Here is a 23,156-nt window from a genome sequence, read left to right as displayed (position 1 = left end):
CGCCCGGTTACATTCCGAACCCGGAAGCTAAGCCTCACAGCGCCGATGGTACTGCAGGGGGGACCCTGTGGGAGAGTAGGACGCCGCCGAACAATCATTCCAAAAAGACCCACTCCCGATCGGGAGTGGGTCTTTTTGCGTTACCCTCTGCCAATGCAGAACCTGACCCTTACCTGGCAGTCCGCCGGGGGCACCGCCGTTGCTCTCTACGGCGGTGCGTACGTCGCCGCGAGGGTCCGGAAACCGTCCCTGTCGGCCCTTCTGCGCGAGGCCGGCACCCTGCTTGCCCTGTTCACGCTCTGGCAGCTGGTGGGGCGCCTGTCGGTGATGAGCGCGGACCACGCGCTGGACCGGGCGAGCTGGATCCACCGGACCGAGCTGGCGGTCGGGCTGCCGGACGAGGCGTCCTGGCAGGCCGCGATCACGCCCTACCCGGTGCTGGTGAGGCTGGCGAACTACTACTACGCGGTCATGCACTTCGGCGTCATGCTGGCGGTTCTGCTCTGGGTGTTCCTGCGGCACCGCGAGCGGTACGCGTGGGTGCGGAACACCGTGGTGATCACGACCGCGGTCTGTCTCCTCGTTCAGTTCATTCCGGTGGCACCCCCGCGGATGCTGCCGGAGAACGGCTTCGTGGACCTGGCCGCGCAGTACGGGCAGTCGGTGTACGGGGGCGCGGTCGGCGGTGTGGTGGTGGCGGACCAGCTGTCCGCGATGCCGTCGGTGCACGTCGCGTGGTGCGTGCTGGCGGCGGTCGCGGTGATCCGGGTGTCGCGCAGCCTGTTTCGTTGGGTGATGGTCCTGCATCCCGTCCTGACGGTCGCCGTGGTCGTCGTGACGGCCAACCACTTCTGGGCGGACGGCATCGCCGCCCTCGCGATCCTGCTCTTCGCCTACGCCGTCCTGGCGTTGGCGGCGCACCGACGGGGCCGGCCCCCCGTCGAGACGGAGGACCGGCCCCGGAGCGAGTCCGAGTCGCGGACCGAGCAGGTCACTTGACCGGCAGGGCGATCCGACCCCACTTGCCGTTGCTCAGTTTGGCCGTGGCCCCGTACCAGGCGATGAGCCCGGAGAGCGCCGCGACCCAGCCCGCGAGTTTGGTGAGGCTGCCGTGGCTGCCGAACGCGCCGATGGCGGCGAGCAGCAGGGACAGCGTCAGCAGGCCGTAGACCGCCCGGTTGTACAGGCCCGCGCCCCAGCCGGCCGCGGTGAGGGTGAGGGCGAGCAGGGCCCACAGCAGCAGGAACAGCCCGGCGGCGTTCTTGCTCGCGCCGCCGGCCACCGACCAGGTCGCCCAGAAGGCGCCGAGGCTGGTGAAGGCGGTGCCGGTGAAGCCCTCGCCCCCGCGGAGCTGCCAGAGGCCCGCGACGAACAGGGTGATGCCGCCGACGACATGGGCGAGGTGTGCCGCGTCCCCGACCCCGGTGCCCTTCAGGATTCCGGTGGAGAGCAGGCCGTAGGCGAGAAGTGTGAGGCCGAGTGCGAGGTAACCGAGGTTACCGGCGTCGGCTCCGGTTGAGCGGGCGTTCGTTGCCCCGGTAGCGTCGTTGCTCACCGGAGGCTCCTTTCACTCTGGGCGCGCGCAGGGCGCAGTCAACGCAGTGACGTGGTTCGAAGGGGTGGTTGCGAGTGGATGCGCGCGACCGCGCCGAGGGCGCGCGGCAGGAGCGTGCGCGGGCTGCGGTCAGAGGTGATGGGCCGAGGGCCGAATGATCCGGGGGAATCCCCGCTGAGGTCGGTGTACCCGGGCCGACCTTGCTTGTACCCTTGTGAATCGCACAATTTGCGGCGTCGTCAGCTGTGGAACGCTCACGATCGGCCGCCGGGCGGCCCCGGGCGTGGCAGATCTGCTCAGGCAACGCGCCAGCCGACGGGTCAGCCGACACGTCACGCGAGGCGTCAGTCGACGCGCTGGGCGGGCACCCGCAGTGTCAGGATCGCCATGTCGTCGGACGGCGGCTCCGGGGCGAAGCGTTCGACCGCGCGCTGAACGCGCATGGCGACGGCTCCGGCGGTGAGGCCGGTGCAGCCGGTGAGGACCTCGGCGAGGCCCTCGTCCCCCAGCATCCGACGGCCCTCGCGGCGTTCGGTGACGCCGTCGGTGACGCAGAGCAGGACCTCGCCGGGCGAGAGCACGAGGTGCTCGGCGGTGAGGTCGAGGTCGTCCATGACACCGAGCAGCGGCTGCGGGGTGGCGGCGCGGTCGACCTGGCCGTCGGTGCGCAGCCGCAGCGGCAGCGGGTGGCCGGCGCAGACCAGGGAGAGTTCGGTGCTGCCGTCCGGGCGGGGCGTCAGCTCCCCGTAGAGCAGGGTGAGGAAGCGGCTGCGCGAACCCTCGTCCAGGATGGCCGCGTTGAGCCGGCGGAGGACCTGCGGAGCGTCCAGGCCCTCGCGGGCGAGCAGGCGCAGCGAGTGCCGGGCGAGGCCGGTGACGGAGGCGGCCTCCGGGCCGGTGCCGCAGACGTCGCCGATGGCGAAGCCGTACGTTCCCTCGCGGATGGTGAACAGGTCGTAGAAGTCGCCGCCGACCTCGTTGCCCTCGCCGGCGGCCTGGTAGTAGACGTCCACCTCGACGCCGGGGATCTCGGGCAGGTCGGGCGGGAGGAGGCTGCGCTGGAGGGCCTGGCTGGTCGCGGTGCGCTCGGAGTAGAGGCGGGAGTTGTCGAGGGCGAGGGCGGCCCGGCGGGAGAGGTCCTCGGCGAGTTCGAGGATCTCCTGACGGAAGCGGATGCCGGTCGGGGTGCCGAGGGCCAGCAGGCCGATGACGCGGTTGCGGGCGGTGAGCGGCAGGACGACGGTCTCGCCGAGCACGCCGGTGAGTTCGGGGCTGTCGGTGAGCCCGCTCGCGGTGGCGGTCTCGGCGGGGGCGGGCCAGAAGCGGGCGCTGTGGGCCGGGCCGGGGTCGGGCGCCGGGGTCTTGTCGAGCAGGCCGCGCAGCGCGTCGATGCGGTCCTCGTCCTCGTGCAGGACGAAGGCGAGGCCGGGGGCGGCGCCGTGGTCGCCGTTGGTGTAGACGGCGCACCAGGAGGCGAGGGTGGGGACGGCCATCTGGGCCATCAGGGCGAGGGTCTGCTCGTGTTCGAGGGTGCCGGCGAGCAGGTCGGAGGCCTCGACGAGGAAGGAGAGCGAGCCGCGGCGCAGCCGTTCGAGTTCGGTGAGGCGGGTGCTCTCGACGGCGAGGGCGACCCGGTCGGCGGCGAACTGCAGGCGCAGCGCGTCCTCGTTGTCGTAGCGGCCGGGGGCGGCGGTGGCGATGCCGAGGGAGCCGATCAGCCGGCCCTCGACCTTGAGCGGGACGGTGACGAGGGAGCGCATGCCGCTGCCGTCGAGCAGGGGCAGTCCGGTCGGACGGGCGGTCAGGTCGTCGTGGACGGAGGGCAGCCGGGCGGAGTCGTAGCGGTTGCCGTGCTCGACCGGGAAGCGGGTGTGGCGGCGGTGTCCGGTGGTGAGGCCGGTGGCGGCGCGGACCTCGAACTCGGTCTCGTCCTCGGTGGTGAGGAGCAGGTAGGCGGCGTCGGCGTCGAGGAGGTCGCGGGCGCGTTCGACGGTGCGCTGGAGCAGGGTGTCGAGGTCGTCGGTGGCGACCGGGCCGGCCAGCAGGTCGAGTCGGGGCCCGGCCGGGTCGGGGCGGTCGCCGGGCAGGGCGCGGGCGGGGGAGCGCAGGACCGCGCGGTCGGGTTCGAGGACGAGCAGACAGAGCGTGGACGGGACGCCCTCGGTGTCGCGGACGCGGACCTGGACGCCGTACACCTCCTCGGTGGGCCCGTCGGCGCGGCGGACGGCGAAGCCGCCCTCCCAGCGGGCGAGGCGCAGCGTCTCGGCGAGGCCGAGGCCGCGGGCGGGGGTGTCGGGCCAGACGGCGAGGTCGGCCCAGGGGCGGCCGAGGACGGTGTCGGCGGGGTGCCGGAAGAGGGCCTCGGCGTCCGGGTTCCAGGCGAGGACGCGGCCGTCGTCGTCGAGCTGGACGACGGCGACGTGCACCGGGCCGGGGCCGCTGGGCAGGTCGCTGCCGGGGGTGGCGGGGACGGCGTAGCGGGTGCCGGCGACGGGGACGGGCAGGGTGAGCCGGAACCAGACGGTCTTGCGGCCGGCGGAGTACTCGACGCCCCAGCGCTCGGCGAGGGCGGAGCACATCAGCAGGCCGCGTCCGCCCTCGCCGTCCGGGTCGGCGTAGCGGTCGGAGGAGGAGACGGGGCCGTCGGTGAAGGCGGGCAGGCCGCGTTCGGGGTGGTGGTCGGTGACCTCGATCCGGACGGTCCCCTCCTCGCGCAGGCAGCTGACCTCGGCGGCGGTGCCGGCGTGCACGACGGCGTTGGTGACCAGTTCGCTGACCAGGACGACGGCGTCGTCGACGACTTCGGGCAGGCCCCAGCCGAGCAGCGCGTCCCGGACGAAGCCCCGCGCGGCGGCCGCGGACCGGCCGTCGGGGTCGAAGGTGGCGGCTGCGCGCGCGGTGACCACGTTGCCACTTCTCCTCTGCTGCTCTTGCCCTGGCTGTCCGGGGGGTGCGGCGCCGACTCCCGGTACGCGCCGGCGGGTGGGCGGCGGCGCTGGGACGGGTCGTGGCCCGGTGCAGCGCTCCACCCTACTTTCCGCTTGGTTCCCCGTGGGGGCGGGGCGCCGAAACGGGCACCTGAGGGTGATTCTGCCCACGCGTTTCGGGAGAGGCGGTAACAACCCTGTGCAACCGGCCGTACACCCGGGGGCGGTGCTGCCAGACTGGGGGGTCCGCGACGGTCGGTCGGGGCAGTACGGTCGATGCGGGTGCCGGTGCGTCGTGAGGGACGGCCGGTGTGCAGCCCAGCCGGGACGGTGCCCGGGCTCCGGTCCGCCGGGGCGCGGACGGTCACCGGACAGTTCACGATGTGGGAGGGGCCCGTTGAGTTCGGCCACCAAGGACGCAACCGGTACGACGCAGACCGCTCAGCGCGGTGGTCGCCCCGGGGCCGCGCCGCGGAGCGCGGCCGGCCGGCGAGCGAACCACAGCCGGGGCGCGGAACCGGCGGAGCTGCGCAAGCTGTTGTCCGCGCTGACGGCGATGCGCGACGGTAACTTCCGGCGCCGGCTGACGGTGCCGGGGGACGGGCCGCTGGCGGAGATCGCCGCGGTGTTCAACGAGGTGGCCGAGCGCAACCAGCACCTGACCGGTGAACTGGCCCGGGTGCGGCGGGCGGTGGGCCGCGAGGGCCGGCTGAACGAGCGGCTGGAGACCGGTGCGGGCGAGGGCGCCTGGATGGCGGCGGTCGACAACTGCAACGCGCTGATCGACGACCTGGCGCGTCCGATGGCCGAGGTGGGCCGGGTGCTGACCTCGATCGCCGAGGGCGACCTGGACCAGAAGATGGAGCTGCGGTCGCTGCACAGCAACGGGGTGAGCCACCCGCTGCGCGGCGAGTACCTGAAGATCGGGCGGACCGTCAACGGACTGGTGGACCAGCTCTCGGAGTTCACCGACGAGGTGACCCGGGTGGCCCGTGAGGTCGGCACCGAGGGCAAGCTGGGCGGTCAGGCCAAGGTCCGCAGCGTGTCGGGAAGTTGGAAGGACCTGGCGGACTCCGTCAACACGATGGCCGGGCGGCTGACCGCGCAGGTGCGCAACATCGCCCAGGTGACGACGGCGGTGGCGAAGGGCGACCTGTCCCGCAAGGTCACCGTCGAGGTGGCCGGCGAGATGCTGGAGCTGAAGAACACCGTCAACACGATGGTCGACCAGCTCAACGGCTTCGCCGCGCAGGTGACCCGGGTGGCCCGGGACGTCGGCACCGAGGGCCGGCTGGGCGGTCAGGCGCAGGTGCCGGGCGTGGCCGGGGTCTGGCGGGACCTGACCGACTCGGTGAACGGCATGGCCGACAACCTGACCGGCCAGGTGCGGAACATCGCCCAGGTGACGACGGCGGTGGCGCGCGGCGACCTGTCGCAGAAGATCGAGGTGGACGCGCGCGGCGAGATGCTGGAGCTGAAGAACACCATCAACACGATGGTGGACCAGCTCTCCGGGTTCGCCGAGCAGGTGACCCGGGTGGCCCGCCAGGTGGGTACCGAGGGACGGCTCGGCGGCCAGGCGCAGGTGCCGGGCGCGGCCGGTGTGTGGCGCGATCTGACCGACAACGTCAACTTCATGGCGAACAACCTCACCGATCAGGTGCGCAACATCGCCCAGGTGACGACCGCGGTCGCCAAGGGCGACCTGTCGCAGAAGATCCAGGTGGACGCGCGCGGGGAGATCCTGGAGCTGAAGAACACCATCAACACGATGGTGGACCAGCTGTCGGCGTTCGCGGACGAGGTGACCAGGGTCGCCCGGGACGTCGGCACCGAGGGCATCCTCGGCGGCCAGGCCAGCGTGCCGGGGGTGTCCGGCACCTGGAAGGACCTGACCAACTCCGTCAACCTGATGGCCAACAACCTGACCAGCCAGGTCCGGAACATCGCCGAGGTGACCACGGCGGTCGCCCGCGGCGACGTCTCGAAGAAGATCACCGTCGACGCCCGGGGCGAGATCCTGGAGCTGGTGACGACCGTCAACACGATGGTGGACCAGCTGTCGGCGTTCGCCGACGAGGTCACCCGGGTCGCCCGCGAGGTGGGCACCGAGGGGATCCTGGGCGGTCAGGCCCGGGTGCGCGGGGTGTCGGGCATCTGGAAGGACCTGACCGACAACGTCAACTTCATGGCGTCGAACCTCACCGGTCAGGTGCGCAACATCGCCGAGGTCGCGGCCGCGGTGGCCCGCGGCGACCTCTCCAAGAAGATCACCATCGAGGCCCAGGGCGAGGTCGCGGCGCTGGCCGGGACCCTGAACACGATGGTCGACCAGCTCTCCTCCTTCGCCGTGGAGGTGACCAGGGTCGCGCGCGAGGTCGGCACCGACGGCACCCTGGGCGGCCAGGCGAGCGTGCCCGGCGTGGCCGGCATCTGGAAGGACCTGACCGACAACGTCAACCTCATGGCCAACAACCTCACCGGCCAGGTGCGCAACATCGCGCTGGTGATCACGGCGGTGGCCCGCGGCGACCTGTCGCAGAAGATCGACGTCGATGCGCGCGGCGAGATCCTGCAGCTCAAGACCAGCATCAACACGATGGTGGACCAGCTGTCGGCGTTCGCCGACGAGGTCACCCGGGTCGCCCGCGAGGTGGGCACCGACGGCCGCCTCGGCGGCCAGGCCCGGGTGCCCGGCGTGGACGGCACCTGGCAGGACCTCACCGAGTCGGTGAACGAGCTGGCCAACAACCTGACCCGGCAGGTGCGCGCGATCGCCCAGGTCGCCACCGCCGTGACCCGGGGCGACCTGAGCCTGCGGATCGACGTCGACGCCGCGGGGGAGCTCGACGAGCTCAAGGACAACATCAACCAGATGATCGCCAACCTGCGCGAGACCACCCGCACCAACCAGGAGCAGGACTGGCTCAAGACCAACCTGGCCCGGATCTCCGGCCTGCTCCAGGGCCGCCGGGACCTGGAGGCCGTCGCCTCGCTGATCATGACCGAGCTCACCCCGGTGGTCTCCGCCCAGCACGGCGCGTTCTTCCTCGCCCAGCCGGCCGGCCGCACCGCCGAGCTGATCACCGAGGACGACGACGAGAACGACACCGTGCTGCGCCTGATCGGCAGTTACGGCTACCAGCGGCGCGCCATGCCGACCACCTTCCGCCCCGGCGAGTCGCTGATCGGCCAGGCCGCGGTGGAGAAGCGGGCGATCATCCTCAAGGAGGCGCCGCCCGGGTACCTCAAGATCGCCTCGGGCCTCGGCGAGGCCTCGCCGGCCCACATCGTGGTGCTGCCGGTGCTGTTCGAGGGCCGGCTGCTCGGCGTGATCGAGCTGGCCACCTTCAGCTCCTTCACCACCGTCGCCCTCGACTTCCTCAACCAGATCGCCGACCTGATCGGCGTCACCGTCAACACCATCAGCGTCAACACCAAGACCGAGGGCCTGCTGCTGGAGTCCCAGCGGCTCACCGCCGAACTCTCGATGCGCTCCGCCGAGTTGGAGGCGCGTCAGGAGGAGCTGGAGCGCACCAACGAGGAGTTGCAGGAGAAGGCCGAGCAACTCGCCCAGCAGAACCGCGACATCGAGATCAAGAACAGCGAGATCGAGGAGGCCCGCCAGGTCCTGGAGGAGCGCGCCGAACAGCTCGCCCTGGCCTCCCGCTACAAGAGCGAGTTCCTCGCCAACATGTCGCACGAGCTGCGCACCCCGCTCAACTCGCTGCTGATCCTGGCCAAGCTGCTCTCCGACAACAACGAGGGCAACCTCTCGCCCAAGCAGGTCGAGTTCGCCGACACCATCCACGGCGCCGGCTCCGACCTGCTCCAGCTGATCAACGACATCCTCGACCTGTCCAAGGTCGAGGCCGGCAAGATGGACGTCCGCCCGAGCCGGATCGCCCTGGTCCAGCTGGTCGACTACGTCGAGGCGACCTTCCAGCCGGTCGCGCTGGACAAGAACCTGGACTTCGCCGTCCGGGTCTCCTCCGCCCTGCCGGTCACCCTGCACACCGACGAGCAGCGGCTCCAGCAGGTGCTGCGCAACCTGATCTCCAACGCGGTCAAGTTCACCGACGCGGGCGCCGTCGACTTCTCGATCAGCCCGGCCGGGCCGGAGGTGCCGCAGCACGTCCGCGAGCAGCTGCTGGAATCCGGCTCGATCACGGACCCGGACGATTCGCTGATCGCCTTCGCCGTCTCCGACACCGGCATCGGCATCCCCCGCAACAAGCTGCGGGAGATCTTCGAGGCCTTCAAGCAGGCCGACGGCACCACCAGCCGCAAGTACGGCGGCACCGGCCTCGGCCTGTCCATCAGCCGGGAGATCGCCCGGCTGCTCGGCGGCGAGATCCACGCCGAGAGCGAGTACGGGAAGGGCTCGACCTTCACGCTCTACCTGCCGCTGCACACCGAGGCCCCGGACGCGCCGCCCGCCGAGCGCGCCGGGGTGCCGGCCGCGCCCGGCACCCCGGCGCTGCGCGCCACGGTCGGGTTGACCCCGGTGGGCGTGCCCGTCCCGGTCGGAGAGAATCCGGCCGACCACTGGGCCCAGGAGGTCCGGGAACTCGCCGAGGAGCGCCGCCGGGGCGCCGTGGAGCGCCGTCGCGCCGCCGCCCTGGACCTCCCCGCCGAGGGCCGCCCGGTGGAGCCCGTCCCGCTGCGCCCCAGCCGCACCGACGCGCGCTTCGACGGCCAGCAGGTGCTGATCGTCGACGACGACGTGCGCAACGTGTTCGCCCTCACCAGCGTGCTGGAGCAGCACGGCCTGACCGTCCTGTACGCGGAGAACGGCCGTGAGGGCATCGAGATGCTGGAGCAGCACGAGCACGTCGCGCTGGTCCTGATGGACATCATGATGCCGGAGATGGACGGCTACGCGACCACCGAGGCGATCCGCCGGATGCCCCAGTTCGCCGGCCTGCCGATCATCGCGCTGACCGCCAAGGCGATGAAGGGCGACCGGGAGAAGTCCCTCGCGGCGGGCGCCACCGACCACATCACCAAGCCGGTGGAGACCGACCACCTGCTGTCCGTGATGCACGAGTGGCTGCGGGCGGAGCGCGCCTAGGGCCCGTTGCCCGGGCGGGACTTGGGCGACGGACCCGCCGTCGGGGCGCACACTGCGGTCTGGGCTCCGGGGTGCGCGCCGGGCCGGCGATCGGTTTGCTGGCGGGGAAGGCCGGGAACCCGGTAGGGTCACCGATCGTTGCGAACAGTGACCGGATGACGACGCGCTGCTGAGCGTGCGCCGGAGCACTGACCGCGCGCCCCTCCGAACCGGGTCGCGACGGAGCGATGTGCCGGGCGAGGGGGTGCGGCTAGCATGACCGGGGTAGCGGTGGGCAGTACGCGAGTGCCTTCACCGGGCAGGCAGGCGACAGGAGGGCGGGCCCTGATGCAGAAGGCGAAGATCCTCCTGGTCGACGACCGGCCGGAGAACCTGCTGGCACTGGAGGCGATCCTGTCGGCGCTCGACCAGACGCTGGTGCGCGCCGCGTCCGGCGAGGAGGCGCTCAAGGCGCTGCTGACCGACGACTTCGCCGTGATCCTGCTGGACGTCCAGATGCCGGGCATGGACGGCTTCGAGACCGCCGCCCACATCAAGCGCCGCGAGCGCACCCGGGACATCCCGATCATCTTCCTCACCGCGATCAACCACGGCCCGCACCACACCTTCCGCGGCTACGCGGCCGGCGCGGTCGACTACATCTCCAAGCCCTTCGACCCGTGGGTGCTGCGCGCCAAGGTCTCCGTCTTCGTCGACCTGTACGTGAAGAACTGCCAGCTGAAGGAGCAGGCCGCGCTGCTGCGGCTGCAGTTGGAGGCGGGCGGCGGCGAGCCGACCCTCGGCGGTGCGCTGCTCGGTGAGCTGTCCGCGCGGCTGGCGGCGGTCGAGGAGCAGGCGGAGGCGCTGGGCAAGCAGCTGGACGGCAGCGCCGACGCCGGGGTGGCCGCCACCGCGGCGCACCTGGAGCGGAAGCTGGCCGGGCTGCGCCGCGCCCTGGACGCGCTGCGCCCGGGCGCAGCGTAGGGGCCGCCGGTCGGCCCGCCCGGGTGGTTCGCGCGGGCGTCCGGGTGAAACCCGGTCAGCGTGACGGTGTGTCTGCGACACGTCCGGGTGCCCGGCTCGCCACATGTGCACCGGTGGCCCGCACCGGTAGGCTGCTGACCCATGGCCACTCGTACGCCCGGAAACGCAGCACGTAAGACGAGTCCGGGACCGTCGAAGAAGGCCGCGGCGAAGGCCCCGGGCAAACCGCCGGCGAAGAAGGCGGCGGCCCGCAAGGCGCCCGCGAAGAAGGCGGCGACCAGGTCGGCCCCGCCACCGCCGCCGTCCAGGTCGATACTCCTGCGCACCCTCAACGCCCTGGCGAGCCCGATCGCGGCGATCTTCCGGGGCGTCGGCGACGGCGCCAAGAACCTCCACCCGGACCACCGCAAGGACGGGCTGGGCCTGGTGCTGTTCGCGCTCGCCCTGGTGACCGCCGCGGGCACCTGGTTCAGCCCGCAGGGCTGGCTGGGCGCGGCGGCCACCGCCGTGGTCTCCGGGCTGTTCGGGCGGCTCGACGTGCTGGTGCCGTTCCTGCTCGGCGGGATCGCGATCCGGCTCTGGCGCCACCCGGAGCTGCCGGAGGCCAACGGGCGGATCGTGATCGGCCTCGGCGCGCTGGTGGTCGGCGTCCTCGGCCTGGTCCACATCGGCTGCGGCGCGCCCACGATGGGCAGCGGCGCGTCCCGGATAAGGGCGGCGGGCGGCATCGCCGGCTGGGCCGCGTCGACGCCCATGATGGCCGCGGCGGGCCCGGCGCTCGCCGTGCCGCTGCTCCTGCTGCTGGCGTTCTTCGGCCTGCTGGTGGTCACCGCCACCCCGGTCAACCGCATCCCCGAGCGGCTGCGGGCCGCCGGCGTGCGGCTCGGCGTGGTCGAGCCCGGACCGGAGGACGAACCGCGCGTGGGGCGCACGCCGGAGTACGAGCCGTCCACCGACCCGCCGGAGGACGCCGACCCGTCGGCGCTGCCGTTCACCGTCGACTCCGAAGACCCGGCCGACGAGGTGGCCGCCCGCCGGCGCCGCCGCCGTCGCAAGCAGCGGCCCGAGGACGAGGAGGCGGCTCACGAGCCGGTCTCGCTCAGCAAGGACGCCTTCGACACCGACGACCCGTACGCCACCCGCGACCTCGCCGCCGGAGCCGCCGCCGACCTGGACGGCGCGCTGGTCTACGGCGTGCCCGCCTCCTCCGCGGTGGCGAACATGATGCACCAGGTGCAGGACCGCACCGCCCCGCCGGAGGAGCCCGTCGTCCCGGCGGCCCGCGGCGGCGGCCCGGGCGCGCCGGAGGACCACGGTCCGGCCCCGGTGCGGATGGAACAGCTCCAGCTCGCCGGCGACATCACCTACAGCCTGCCCCCGCTCGACCTCCTGGAGCGCGGCGGCCCGGCCAAGCCCCGCAGCGCCCTCAACGACGAGGTGGTGGCCCAGCTCACCAGCACCTTCGCCGAGTTCAAGGTGGACGCCAAGGTCACCGGCTTCACCCGGGGCCCGACGGTCACCCGCTACGAGGTCGAGCTCGGCCCGGCCGTCAAGGTGGAGCGGATCACCGCGCTCGCCAAGAACATCGCGTACGCGGTGGCCAGCCCGGACGTGCGGATCATCAGCCCGATCCCGGGCAAGTCCGCGGTCGGCATCGAGATCCCCAACCGGGACCGCGAGATGGTCAACCTCGGCGACCTGCTGCGCTCGCGCGCGGCCGCCGAGGACACCCACCCGATGGTCGTCGGCATGGGCAAGGACGTCGAGGGCCACACCGTCATGGCCAACCTCGCGAAGATGCCGCACATCCTGGTGGCCGGCGCGACCGGCGCGGGCAAGTCGTCCTGCATCAACTGCCTGATCACCTCGATCCTCGCCCGGGCCACCCCGGACGAGGTGCGGATGGTGCTGGTCGACCCCAAGCGGGTCGAGCTGACCGCCTACGAGGGCATCCCGCACCTGATCACGCCGATCATCACCAACCCCAAGAAGGCCGCCGAGGCCCTCCAGTGGGTGGTGCGCGAGATGGACATGCGCTACGACGACCTCGCGGCGTTCGGCTTCCGGCACGTGGACGACTTCAACGCGGCGGTGCGGGCCGGGAAGGTCACCCCTCCGCTCGGCAGCGAGCGCGAGCTGACCCCGTACCCGTACCTGCTGGTGATCGTCGACGAGCTGGCCGACCTGATGATGGTCGCGCCGCGCGACGTCGAGGACTCGGTCGTCCGGATCACCCAGCTGGCCCGTGCCGCCGGCATCCACCTGGTGCTCGCGACCCAGCGGCCCTCGGTGGACGTCGTGACCGGTCTGATCAAGGCCAACGTGCCGTCCCGGCTGGCCTTCGCGACCTCCGCGATGGCCGACTCCCGGGTCATCCTGGACCAGCCCGGCGCGGAGAAGCTGATCGGCAAGGGCGACGCGCTCTTCCTGCCGATGGGCGCCGGCAAGCCGGTCCGCATGCAGGGCGCGTTCGTCACCGAGGCCGAGATCGCCGCGGTGGTGCAGCACTGCAAGGACCAGCTGGCCGCCCGCTACCGGGACGACGTCATGGCCGGCGCCGGGCCGAAGAAGGAGATCGACGAGGAGATCGGCGACGACCTCGACCTGCTGATCCAGGCCGCGGAGCTGGTGGTCTCCACCCAGTTCGGCTCGACCTCGATGCTCCAGCGAAAGCTCCGGGTCGGCTTCGCCAAGGCGGGCCGGCTGATGGACCTGATGGAGTCGCGCGGGATCGTCGGCCCGAGCGAGGGCTCCAAGGCGCGCGACGTGCTGGTGAAGCCGGACGAGCTCGACGGGGTGCTGGTGACCCTGCGCGGCTGACGGACGGTGCCCCGGGCGTCCCGGTGCCGGGGACGTCCCGGTGTCCCGAACGGGGTGTCACTCGTTCGGAGGAGGGTAGGCGCCATGCGGGGAACCGAACGTCCGCGCACCGCGTCACTGGCCGGAAAGCGATCATCGTGCTCCCCCTGCGCGACCCCGCTGACGGCCGGTCGGCGGGGCCCGTCCCGGACCGGGGCGGACGCGCGCATTCGGGCCTGTTCCGCTTGAGAATCGATCCGTCCACGCCCCTAGACTGTTCCCCAGCAGGTGGCCATCCGCTCGAAAGGCGTGCCCCGTGACCATCGGCAAGTCCCCCGACCACGAGAACGCCCCGTCGTCCGCCGAGCCGAGCGACGCGGTGCAGGCTGATGCCCCCAGCATCGGCAGGGTGCTGTCCGCCGCCCGGATCGAGGCCCGGCTCACGGTGGACCAGGTGAGTGCGGCGACCCGCGTCCGGGTGCCGATCGTGCATGCCATCGAGGAGGACGATTTCGGCCGCTGCGGCGGCGACTTCTACGCGCGCGGCCACATCCGCTCGATCGCCCGCGCGGTGGGCGTGGACGGCGAGGACCTGGTGGCCCGCTACGACGCCGCGCACGGCGGCTCGCCGGCCTCCAAGCGGCCGGCCCAGCTGATCGAGACCGGCCCGATCAAGGTGCCCGCCCGCAGCCGGCCGAACTGGACCGCCGCCATGGTCGCCGCGATCGTCGCGGTGGTCGCCCTGATCGGCTTCAACCTCATGAGCGGCAAGGGCGGCGGCCACACCAGCACCGGGTCCGCCAGCGCGCCGCTGCCCGGCGGCACCGGCACCGGCTCGATCGCCCCCGAGCCCTCGCCCTCCGTGCAGCCCCAGGCCGCCGCGCCGAGCGCCGCCGCGATCGCCGCCGTCCCGGCCGACAAGGTCACCGTGAAGCTGGTCGCCGAGGGCGGCACCAGCTGGGTCTCGGCCACGGACGGCAACGGCAAGTCGCTGTTCCAGAACAACATCGCCGGCGGCCAGGACCAGACCTTCACCGACCCCAAGCAGATCAAGCTGGTGCTCGGCAACGGCGGGGCCGTGCACGCGTACGTCAACGGCAAGGACCTCGGTCTGCTCGGCAAGGACGGCCAGGTGGTGCACGTCACGTACACCCCCGGAGACCCGCAGGCGGGCTGACCGAAGGCCCCGCCCGGGGCCCGGCGGAGATCGCGTTACCGAGGCGCGCGGCCTCCGGGGCGAACGGCACCGGGAGCCGCGCGTTAATCTTGGGCCTATGCCTGAACGCCGCACTGTCGCCCTTGTCACGCTCGGATGCGCCCGCAACGAGGTGGACTCCGAGGAACTCGCCGGGCGACTGGAGGCCGACGGCTGGTTGCTGGTCGACGACGCCGCCGAGGCCGACGTCGCCGTCGTCAACACCTGCGGCTTCGTCGAGGCCGCCAAGAAGGACTCCGTCGACGCCCTGCTGGAGGCCAACGACCTCAAGGGGCACGGCCGCACCCAGGCCGTCGTCGCGGTCGGCTGCATGGCCGAGCGGTACGGCAAGGAGCTCGCCGACGCCCTGCCCGAGGCGGACGGCGTGCTCGGCTTCGACGACTACGCGGACATCTCCGACCGCCTCCAGACCATCCTCTCCGGCGGCCACCACGCCCCGCACATCCCGCGCGACCGCCGCAAGCTGCTGCCGATCAGCCCGGCCGAGCGGCAGTCCGCCGCCGAGTCCGTCGCACTGCCCGGCCACGGGGCCGCCGAGACCCCCGCCGAGCCGATCTCCGACCTGCCCGAGGGCCTCGCGCCCGCCTCCGGCCCGCGCACCCTGCGCAAGCGGCTGGACGACAGCCCGGTGGCCTCGGTCAAGCTCGCCTCCGGCTGCGACCGGCGCTGCTCCTTCTGCGCCATCCCGGCCTTCCGCGGCTCGTTCATCTCCCGCCGGCCCTCCGACGTCCTGAACGAGGCCAAGTGGCTGGCCGAGCAGGGCGTCCGCGAGATCGTGCTGGTCAGCGAGAACAACACCTCGTACGGCAAGGACCTCGGCGACATCCGGCTGCTGGAGACGCTGCTCGCCGAGATCGCCGAGATCGACGGTGTCGAGCGGGTCCGGGTCTCCTACCTGCAGCCGGCCGAGATGCGCCCCGGCCTGGTCGACGCGATGACCGGCACCGCCGACGTCCTGCCCTACTTCGACCTGTCCTTCCAGCACTCGGCGCCCGCCGTGCTGCGCCGGATGCGCCGCTTCGGCTCCACCGACCAGTTCCTGGACCTGCTGAAGACCATCCGGGACAAGGCCCCGCAGGCCGGCGCCCGCTCCAACTTCATCGTCGGCTTCCCCGGTGAGACCGAGGAGGACTTCGCCGAGCTGGAACGCTTCGTCACGCACGCCGGGCTGGACGCGATCGGCGTCTTCGGCTACTCGGACGAGGACGGCACCGAGGCCGCGACCTACGACGGCAAGCTGTCCGAGGACGTGATCGCCGACCGGCTGGACCGGCTCAGCCGGCTCGCCGAGGAGATGACCGCCCAGCGTGCCGAGCAGCGGATCGCCACCGAGGTCGAGGTCCTGATCGAGTCGGTCGAGGACGGTGTGGTCGAGGGCCGCGCCGCCCACCAGGCCCCGGAGACGGACGGCCTGACCACCCTCACCGGCGTCGAGGACCCGGAGGTCGGCCAGTTCTGGCGGGCCAGGGTGGTGGCCAGCGAGGGCGTCGACCTGATCGCCGAGGCGCTGGAGCAGGTGCGACTGCCCAGTCCTTCGGGGGCCAAGGTCCCGGGAGCCGGGGAATGACCAAGGGGCCCGGCGCCCCGCCCGCGGCCCACCCGGACAGACCGGCCGCCGCGCTCCCGCCGGCGCCGGGAATCTGGAACATCGCCAACATGCTCACGATGCTCCGGCTGCTGCTGGTACCGGTCTTCGTGGCGCTGCTGTTCGCCGACGGCGGGCACGACCCCAAGTGGCGCTCCGTGGCGTGGGCCTCCTTCGCCATCGCGATGATCACCGATCTGTTCGACGGCGAGCTCGCCCGGCGCAAGGGCCTGGTCACCGACTTCGGCAAGATCGCCGACCCGATCGCCGACAAGGCGATCATGGGCTCGGCGCTGATCGGCCTGTCGGTCCTCGGCGACCTGCCCTGGTGGGTCACCGCGGTGATCCTCGCCCGCGAGCTCGGCATCACGCTGATGCGCTTCTGGGTGATCCGCTACGGCGTCATCCCGGCCAGCCGGGGTGGCAAGCTCAAGACCCTGACGCAGGGCATCGCGGTCGGCATGTACGTGCTGGAGCTGACCGGCTGGCTCGCCACCGCGCGGGCCGTGCTGATGGGTCTGGCGGTGCTGCTGACCGTCGGCACCGCGCTGGACTACGTCGGGCAGGCGCTGCGCCTGCGCCGCGAGGGACTGGCCGCGGAGCGCGCGGACCGCTGATCGGGATCGAGGGGGAGACCGGGTGACGGACTACGAGCTCGCGGTGCGGGCGCACGCGGCGCTGCGCGGGGAGGGCAACACGGTGGCCGTCGCCGAGTCGCTGACCGGCGGGCTGCTGGCGGCCGCGCTGGTCGACGTCCCCGGGGCGTCCGCGACCTTCCGGGGCTCGGTGACCGCGTACGCGACCGAGCTGAAGGCCTCGGTGCTCGGGGTGGACGAGGGCCTGCTCGACGTCCACGGGCCGGTGCACCCGGTGGTGGCGCGGCAGATGGCCGAGGGCGTCCGGCTGCTGCTGGGGGCCACGTACGGGCTCGCGACGACCGGGGTGGCCGGGCCGGAGCCGCAGGACGGGCAGCCGGTCGGCACCGTACACCTGGCGGTCGCCGGCCCGGGGGGAACTCTGGTCAGTTCGCCCCGGCTGTCCGGGGAGCGTGCCACAATCCGTCACGGGGCGGTGACCGCCGCTCTGGAACTGCTCGTCGGCCGGCTGTCGGCCCGCTAGGGCTCCGTCCGTCGGGATCTCCACCGAACCGGGATCCGCCGAACCGGCGCGCGGGCACGGCACAGCTGGAGGATCGTGTTACATCCAACAGCCTGGTTGGGCAGAAACCAGGTGGCGAACGAGTTGCGTCACGGTGACCGGGTGGCCCGCGACGGGTACCACGAGGGGCCCGGGGACCCGGGTACGACACCGGAACGAGGAGGGGGACAGCCTTGCAGCCCAGAGTGAACACGACCAGGGTCCCCGCACGCGAAGCGGGCAAGGCGGTACGGTGGGGGCGTGACATCTCGATCCGCAGTCCGAGGAGGGAGGCACCGATGATCCTGCTCCGTCGCCTACTGGGCGATGTACTGCGTCGGCAGCGCCAGCGCCAGGGCCGCACACTCCGCGAGGTGTCGGCGGCCGCCAGGGTTTCGCTCGGTTACCTCTCCGAGGTCGAGCGGGGGCAGAAGGAGGCTTCGTCCGAGCTGCTCTCCGCCATCTGTGACGCACTCGACGTCCGGATGTCCGAGGTCATGCGCGAGGTCAGCGACGAACTGTCGCTCGCCGAACTTGCGGCGATGGCCACCCTCTCCGAAGGTGATCTGCTGAGGCCGGTGCTCGAACCGGTACCGCTGCCCGCCCCCGGCGCCGACCGGGCGAACATGTCGCCCAAGGCCGCCGCGATGGACGTGGTCGCCGCCTGATCCGGCCTCGACTCCCGGGATGCCTGTTCGACGCAGGAAAAGGGCCCGGGGCGAGCGAAGGAGGGCGGTCGTGCGGAGAGACGCGACGGCGCGCACGGTGGCCCGAATACGGCTGCGGTTGCGGCGCCTGGTGCCGTGGCCGGCCCGCTGGGTCCTGGTGGTGCTGTCGGCCGGGCTGGTCTGGTGGCTCCTGGTGGTCCGGGGGCAGCTGTCCGACGGCGCGGCGCTCGGCCTGCTCGCGGCCGGCGGCTGGGGGCTCGGTCTGATCCCGGTCCACGTCGACCGGGGCGCGACCGGACCGGCACGCCGCCGCAGGGCGGGTGGGGCCGTGGACCGAGCGGAGGCGCCGACGCCACCCGTCGGGTGAAGACGTGTGCGGGAAGGCCGCGGGGTCGTTGACTCCGCGGCCTTCGGCGTTCAAGGGCGCAGTCGAAGCCCGCGTGGGGTGGCGTGGAAGCCGGCCTCCTCCAGGGCGGCGCCGAGTGCCGAGCCGAGGGCGGGCTCGCCGTTGGCCCGTTCGACCGTGACGCTGCCGAGCGCGCCCTCCCGGACAGCGGCGGCGAGGGCGGAGGCGGCCAGCGCCCGGGTGGCCCCGTCCTCGGGCCAGGCCAGCAGGGACTTGCCGCCGCGCTCGACGTACAGGGCGAGTTCGCCGTCCACCAGCACCACCAGGGCGCCCGCCTTGCGGCCGGGGCGGTGCGCCTTGGCCTCCTTGGCGCCCGGGGCGGTCGGGGGCTCGGGCCAGGGCAGGGCGGCGCCGTACGCGTTCGCCGGGTCGGCGGCGGCGAGCACCAGCACCTGCGGGGGCTCGGCGGCCGGGGCGGCCGGCCACTCGGTGGCCCGGGTGCGCTCCAGTCGGCCGTTGACCGACCGCAGCCGGTCGGCCGCGCCCTCCATCGCGAACTGGGCGCCGCCGAGGCCCTCGACGAAGTAGCCGCGGCGGGTGCGGCCGCGCTCCTCCATCGCGGCGAGCACCCGGTACACCCCGGCGAAGCCGCCCGGCACCCGCTCGGCCGCCACCGTGCCCCGGGTCAGCAGGCCGTGCCGGTCCAGCAGGCTCTGCGCCTGGGCGGTGGCCCGGACCGTCGGGTCGGCGGCTGGCGCGGGCAGGAGCGACCAGCGGCCGGCCACCGTCGGCGGGCCGCTGCGCAGCGCGCCGCCGACCCGGCCGAAGGCGCGGCCGGCGCCGCCGTAGCGGCCGCGGGGGGTGGCCCTGGGGGCGCGGTGGGCGGTGGCGCCCGCCGTCCGGCCGGAGCCGAGCAGGGCGCGCAGCGGGGCGAGGGTGTCGTTGCTGACGTAGCCGGCCCAGACGAGGTTCCACAGGGCGTCGACGACCTCCGGCTCGGGGGTCTCGTCGCCGTCGGCACGGAGTCGCTCGACCAGCTGGCGGAAGAACAGGCCGTAGCCGCCGGTGAGGGCCGCCAGCAGGGCGCTGTGCAGCGGGGTGGCGGTGGGTGGGACGGGCTCGGGGCGCAGCAGGTGGGCGTTCTCGGCCAGGTGGAGGCTGATCCAGCCGTCCTTGCCGGGCAGGGCGCCGGCGCCGCACCAGCCGAGTTCGCCGGCCGCCATCAGTTCGTCGAGCAGGCCGGGGGAGTAGTCGGCGAGGCGGGCCGGGAGGATCAGCTTCTCCAGGGCGGAGGCGGGCAGGGCGGTGCCCTGGAGCTGCTCGACCACCCGGAGCAGGCCGTCCGGGCCGCGAAGCCGGTGGCCGGCGAGGTGTTGCCACTGGGGGAGGAAGGCGGCCAGGGCGCGCGGCGGGACGGGCTCGACCTCTTGGCGCAGGGCGGCCAGGGATCGGCGGCGCAGGCGGCGCAGGACCTCGGCGTCGCACCACTCGACGGTGGCGGTGTGCCCTTCGACGGGCCTGAACTCGCCCTGGACGAGGCGGCCGGTGGCGGTGAGGCGGTGCAGGACGCCGGTGACGACGGCGGTGCCGAGGCCGAGGCGGGCAGCGGCCTCGGCGGCGGTGAACGGGCCGTGGGTGCGGGCGTGCCGGGCGAGGAGGTCGCCCAGGGGGTCCTTGACCGGCTCGGTGAAGGCCTCGGGGACGCCGACCGGCAGCGGGGTGCCGAGGGCGTCGCGCAGCCGTCCGGCGTCCTCGATGGCGGCCCAGCGCTGCTCGCCGGCGATCCGGACCTGGATGACCCGGCGGGCGGCCTCCAGCTCCAGGGCCCAGAGCGGTTCGGCGCCGCGGGCGGCGAGCTCGGCCTCGGTGAGCGGGCCGAGCAGGCGCAGCGCGTCGGCGACGCCCTCGGCGTCCTTGATCCGGCGCTCGGGGGTGAGGCGCTGGAGCTCGGCCTCCAGCTCGGCGAGCACCTGCGGGTCGAGCAGTTCGCGCAGTTCGGCCTGGCCGAGGAGTTCGGAGAGCAGCCGGGAGTCGAGCGAGAGGGCGGCGGCGCGGCGCTCGGCGAGCGGCGAGTCGCCCTCGTAGAGGAACTGGGCGACGTAGCCGAAGAGCAGGGAACGGGCGAAGGGGGAGGGCTCGGGGGTGGTGACCTCGACCAGGCGGACGGCGCGGGATTCGAGGTCGCCCATCAGCTCGACCAGGCCGGGCACGTCGAAGACGTCCTGGAGGCACTCCCGGACGGCCTCCAGGACGATCGGGAAGGAGCCGTACTCGGAGGCGACTTCGAGGAGCTGGGCGGCGCGCTGGCGCTGCTGCCAGAGGGGCGTGCGGCGGCCGGGGTTGCGACGGGGGAGCAGCAGGGCGCGGCCGGCGCACTCGCGGAAGCGGGAGGCGAACAGGGCGGAGCCGCCGACCTGGTCGGTGACGAGCTGTTCGATCTCGCCGGGGTCGAAGAGGGCGGCGTCGGCGCCGACCGGGGCGTCGTCCGTACTGGCTTGTTCCGAGGGGCTGCTGAAATCGAAGTCGGGGGCCAGGAGGTCGGCGTCGGGCAGGCGGAGGACGATGCCGTCGTCGGCGTGCATGACCTGCGGGTCGAGGCCGTGCTTCTCGCGCAGCCGGGCGCCGAGGGCGAGGGCCCACGGCGCGTGCACCTGGGCGCCGAAGGGGGAGTGGATGACGATCCGCCAGTCGCCGAGTTCGTCGCGGAAGCGTTCGACGACGATCGTGCGGTCGTCCGGGAGGTGGCCGCAGGCGGTGCGCTGCTCGGCGAGGTAGTCGAGCAGGTTGTCGGCGGCCCAGTCGTCCAGGCCGGCCCGCTTGAGGCGCTCGGTGGCGGCGTCGGGGGCGAGTGCGCCCAGCTCGCGGGTGAACGCGCCGAGGGCGCGGCCGAGTTCGAGCGGGCGGCCGAGGGTGTCGCCCTTCCAGAACGGGAGCCGGCCGGGGATGCCCGGGGCGGGCGTGACGAGGACCTTGTCGTGGGTGATCTCCTCGATCCGCCAGGACGTGGTGCCGAGGGTGAAGACGTCGCCCACGCGGGACTCGTAGACCATCTCCTCGTCGAGCTCGCCCACCCGTCGTCCGCCGCCACCCTTCTTGGGAAGCGCTTCGCGCTGCCCCTCGTGTCGGCCGCCGCCCTTCTGGCCCGTTTTCGAATCGGACGCAGTCGTGCCGGCGATGAACACGCCGAACAGGCCGCGGTCGGGGATGGTGCCGCCGGAGGTGACGGCGAGGCGCTGGGCGCCGGGGCGGCCGGTGACGGTGCCGGCGACCCGGTCCCAGACCAGGCGGGGGCGCAGCTCGGCGAAGGCGTCGGAGGGGTAGCGGCCGGCGAGCATGTCGAGCACCGCGTCGAAGGCGGACTGCGGGAGGGTGGCGAAGGGCGCGGCGCGGCGGACCACGGTGAGCAGTTCGTCCACCTGCCAGGTGTCCAGCGCCGTCATGGCGACCAACTGCTGGGCGAGCACGTCCAACGGGTTGCGCGGGACGCGCAGGGCCTCGATCCGGCCGGCCCGCATCCGCTCGGTGACCACGGCGGACTGGACGAGGTCCCCGCGGTACTTGGGGAAGACGACGCCGGTGGAGACGGCGCCGACCTGGTGGCCGGCCCGGCCCACCCGCTGGAGGCCGGAGGCGACCGAGGGCGGGGACTCGACCTGGACGACCAGCTCGACGGCGCCCATGTCGATGCCCAGCTCCAGGCTGGATGTGGCGACCACGGCGGGCAGCCGGCCGGCCTTCAGGTCCTCCTCGACCAGGGCCCGTTGCTCCTTGGAGACGGAGCCGTGGTGGGCCCGGGCGAGGATCGGCGGGACGCCCCTGGCCGCGCCGGAGCCGCCCATCAGCTGGGCCGGGGCGTGCGCCTCGGGGGCGGCGGCGCCGGTGGCGCGCTCGTGGGCGATCTCGTTCAGCCGGTTGCACAGGCGCTCGGCGAGGCGGCGGGAGTTGGCGAAGACGATCGTCGAGCGGTGCGTCTGGACGAGGTCGACGATCCGCTCCTCGACGTGCGGCCAGATCGACGCTCCCCCGGCCTGGTGGCCGGCAGGTGCCCCCGGGCGCTGTGGATCGCTGTCGGAGGAGCCGGCGGTGGCGGGGGCGGCGGGCAGGTCGTCCAGGTCGGGGACGGGGACGACCACCGAGAGGTCGAACTCCTTGGTGGACGCGGGCTGGACGACGACGGCGCCGCGCTGCGGGCTGAGGAAGCGGGCCACCTCCTCGACCGGGCGGACGGTGGCGGACAGGCCGATCCGGCGGGCCGGGCGGTCCAGCAGCTCGTCCAGGCGCTCCAGGCTGAGCGCGAGGTGCGCGCCGCGCTTGGTGCCGGCGACCGCGTGCACCTCGTCGAGGATCACCGTGTCGATCCCGCGCAGCGCCTCCCGGGAGGCCGAGGTGAGCAGCAGGAACAGCGACTCGGGGGTGGTGATCAGGATGTCCGGCGGGTGGGTCGCGAAGCGGCGGCGGTCGGCGGCGGGGGTGTCGCCGGAGCGGATGGTGACCTGGACGTCCGGCTCGGGCAGGCCGAGCCGGACGGCGGCCTGGCGCAGCCCGGCCAACGGGGCACGGAGGTTCCGCTCGACGTCCACGGCGAGGGCCTTGAGCGGCGAGATGTACAGGATCCGGCAGCGGCGCTTGGTCTCGGCCGGGGGCGGGGTGCTGCTGAGCCGGTCCAGGGCGGAGAGGAAGGCGGCGAGCGTCTTGCCGGAGCCGGTGGGGGCGACCACCAGGACGTCCGTCCCCTGCCCGATGGCGCGCCAGGCCTCCGCCTGGGCGGTGGTGGGCGCGGAGAAGGCGCCCGTGAACCAGGCCCGGGTGGCCGGGGCGAATCCGGCCAGCGGGTCGGCCGGCGGGTCGGCCGGTGGGGTCTGTTGCTGGGGCGCCATGCCCCCATG

Annotated in this window: 13 protein-coding genes and 1 rRNA gene; 11 read left to right on the top strand and 3 right to left on the bottom strand. The window is 73.3% G+C overall.

The window, feature by feature from the left end; translation table 11 throughout:
- Together rrf and ACWCXH_RS21775 are read left to right on the top strand one after the other, a co-directional pair.
- A 5S ribosomal RNA gene (gene rrf, locus ACWCXH_RS21780) occupies nt 1-92 on the top strand; the annotation flags it as partial.
- A gap of 61 nt (nt 93-153) precedes the next feature.
- Entirely contained in the window at nt 154-999 is an 846-nt protein-coding gene (locus ACWCXH_RS21775) for a phosphatase PAP2 family protein (RefSeq protein ID WP_449803079.1), read from the top strand.
- Here the strand turns inward: ACWCXH_RS21775 and ACWCXH_RS21770 are convergent.
- Both ACWCXH_RS21770 and ACWCXH_RS21765 read right to left on the bottom strand, forming a co-directional pair.
- Nucleotides 992-1,555, bottom strand: a complete 564-nt coding sequence (locus ACWCXH_RS21770) for an acetate uptake transporter (RefSeq protein WP_449803078.1) — start codon at nt 1,553-1,555, stop codon at nt 992-994. The genes ACWCXH_RS21775 and ACWCXH_RS21770 overlap by 8 nt on opposite strands.
- Before the next feature lie 344 nt (nt 1,556-1,899).
- Entirely contained in the window at nt 1,900-4,461 is a 2,562-nt protein-coding gene (locus tag ACWCXH_RS21765) for a SpoIIE family protein phosphatase (RefSeq protein ID WP_449803077.1), read from the bottom strand.
- Between the two features lie 547 nt (nt 4,462-5,008).
- Here ACWCXH_RS21765 and ACWCXH_RS21760 point away from each other — a divergent pair.
- The 9 genes from ACWCXH_RS21760 to ACWCXH_RS21720 all read left to right on the top strand — a co-directional run bounded on the left by ACWCXH_RS21760 (nt 5,009) and on the right by ACWCXH_RS21720 (nt 18,291).
- A complete protein-coding gene (locus tag ACWCXH_RS21760; RefSeq protein ID WP_449803089.1) occupies nt 5,009-9,556 on the top strand; it encodes a HAMP domain-containing protein in 4,548 nt (1,515 codons plus the stop codon).
- Nucleotides 9,557-9,880: 324 nt separating this feature from the next.
- Nucleotides 9,881-10,519: a response regulator gene (locus tag ACWCXH_RS21755; protein ID WP_449803088.1), complete on the top strand. Its 639-nt coding sequence runs from the start codon at nt 9,881-9,883 to the stop codon at nt 10,517-10,519.
- A 141-nt stretch (nt 10,520-10,660) separates the two neighbouring features.
- The gene (locus ACWCXH_RS21750) at nt 10,661-13,339 is read left to right on the top strand and encodes a DNA translocase FtsK (protein ID WP_449803076.1); all 2,679 of its coding nucleotides are present in this window, start codon (nt 10,661-10,663) and stop codon (nt 13,337-13,339) included.
- A gap of 295 nt (nt 13,340-13,634) precedes the next feature.
- Complete coding sequence (locus ACWCXH_RS21745; RefSeq protein WP_449803075.1) at nt 13,635-14,495, top strand: helix-turn-helix domain-containing protein; 861 nt, start codon at nt 13,635-13,637, stop codon at nt 14,493-14,495.
- 97 nt (nt 14,496-14,592) lie between these two features.
- Nucleotides 14,593-16,101, top strand: a complete 1,509-nt coding sequence (rimO, locus tag ACWCXH_RS21740) for a 30S ribosomal protein S12 methylthiotransferase RimO (protein WP_449803074.1) — start codon at nt 14,593-14,595, stop codon at nt 16,099-16,101.
- Complete coding sequence (gene pgsA / locus ACWCXH_RS21735) at nt 16,098-16,736, top strand: CDP-diacylglycerol--glycerol-3-phosphate 3-phosphatidyltransferase (RefSeq protein WP_449803073.1); 639 nt, start codon at nt 16,098-16,100, stop codon at nt 16,734-16,736. Before rimO ends, pgsA begins: the two co-directional genes overlap by 4 nt.
- A gap of 22 nt (nt 16,737-16,758) precedes the next feature.
- Nucleotides 16,759-17,238: a CinA family protein gene (locus ACWCXH_RS21730; RefSeq protein WP_449803072.1), complete on the top strand. Its 480-nt coding sequence runs from the start codon at nt 16,759-16,761 to the stop codon at nt 17,236-17,238.
- Between the two features lie 317 nt (nt 17,239-17,555).
- The gene (locus ACWCXH_RS21725) at nt 17,556-17,924 is read left to right on the top strand and encodes a helix-turn-helix domain-containing protein (RefSeq protein WP_030290911.1); all 369 of its coding nucleotides are present in this window, start codon (nt 17,556-17,558) and stop codon (nt 17,922-17,924) included.
- Nucleotides 17,925-17,994: 70 nt separating this feature from the next.
- Nucleotides 17,995-18,291, top strand: a complete 297-nt coding sequence (locus tag ACWCXH_RS21720) for a hypothetical protein (RefSeq protein ID WP_449803071.1) — start codon at nt 17,995-17,997, stop codon at nt 18,289-18,291.
- Between the two features lie 50 nt (nt 18,292-18,341).
- On the opposite strand, the gene ACWCXH_RS21715 is transcribed toward ACWCXH_RS21720, so the two are convergent.
- Complete coding sequence (locus tag ACWCXH_RS21715) at nt 18,342-23,147, bottom strand: ATP-dependent helicase (RefSeq protein ID WP_449803070.1); 4,806 nt, start codon at nt 23,145-23,147, stop codon at nt 18,342-18,344.
- Between the last annotated feature and the right edge of the window lie 9 nt (nt 23,148-23,156).

This window comes from Kitasatospora sp. NPDC001660 (genome assembly GCF_053596725.1).
The sequence above is the reverse complement of the archived record's forward strand: the minus strand, read 5'-3'. Positions and strand labels throughout refer to the sequence as shown.

Excerpts from the sequence above, each read along its gene's own strand:
- rimO (WP_449803074.1), top strand. The coding sequence starts at position 14,593 with ATGCCTGAACGCCGCACTGTCGCCCTTGTCACGCTCGGATGCGCCCGC.
- ACWCXH_RS21775 (WP_449803079.1), top strand. The coding sequence starts at position 154 with ATGCAGAACCTGACCCTTACCTGGCAGTCCGCCGGGGGCACCGCCGTT.
- pgsA (WP_449803073.1), top strand. The coding sequence starts at position 16,098 with ATGACCAAGGGGCCCGGCGCCCCGCCCGCGGCCCACCCGGACAGACCG.
- ACWCXH_RS21725 (WP_030290911.1), top strand. The coding sequence starts at position 17,556 with ATGATCCTGCTCCGTCGCCTACTGGGCGATGTACTGCGTCGGCAGCGC.
- ACWCXH_RS21715 (WP_449803070.1), bottom strand. The coding sequence starts at position 23,147 with ATGGCGCCCCAGCAACAGACCCCACCGGCCGACCCGCCGGCCGACCCG.
- ACWCXH_RS21750 (WP_449803076.1), top strand. The coding sequence starts at position 10,661 with ATGGCCACTCGTACGCCCGGAAACGCAGCACGTAAGACGAGTCCGGGA.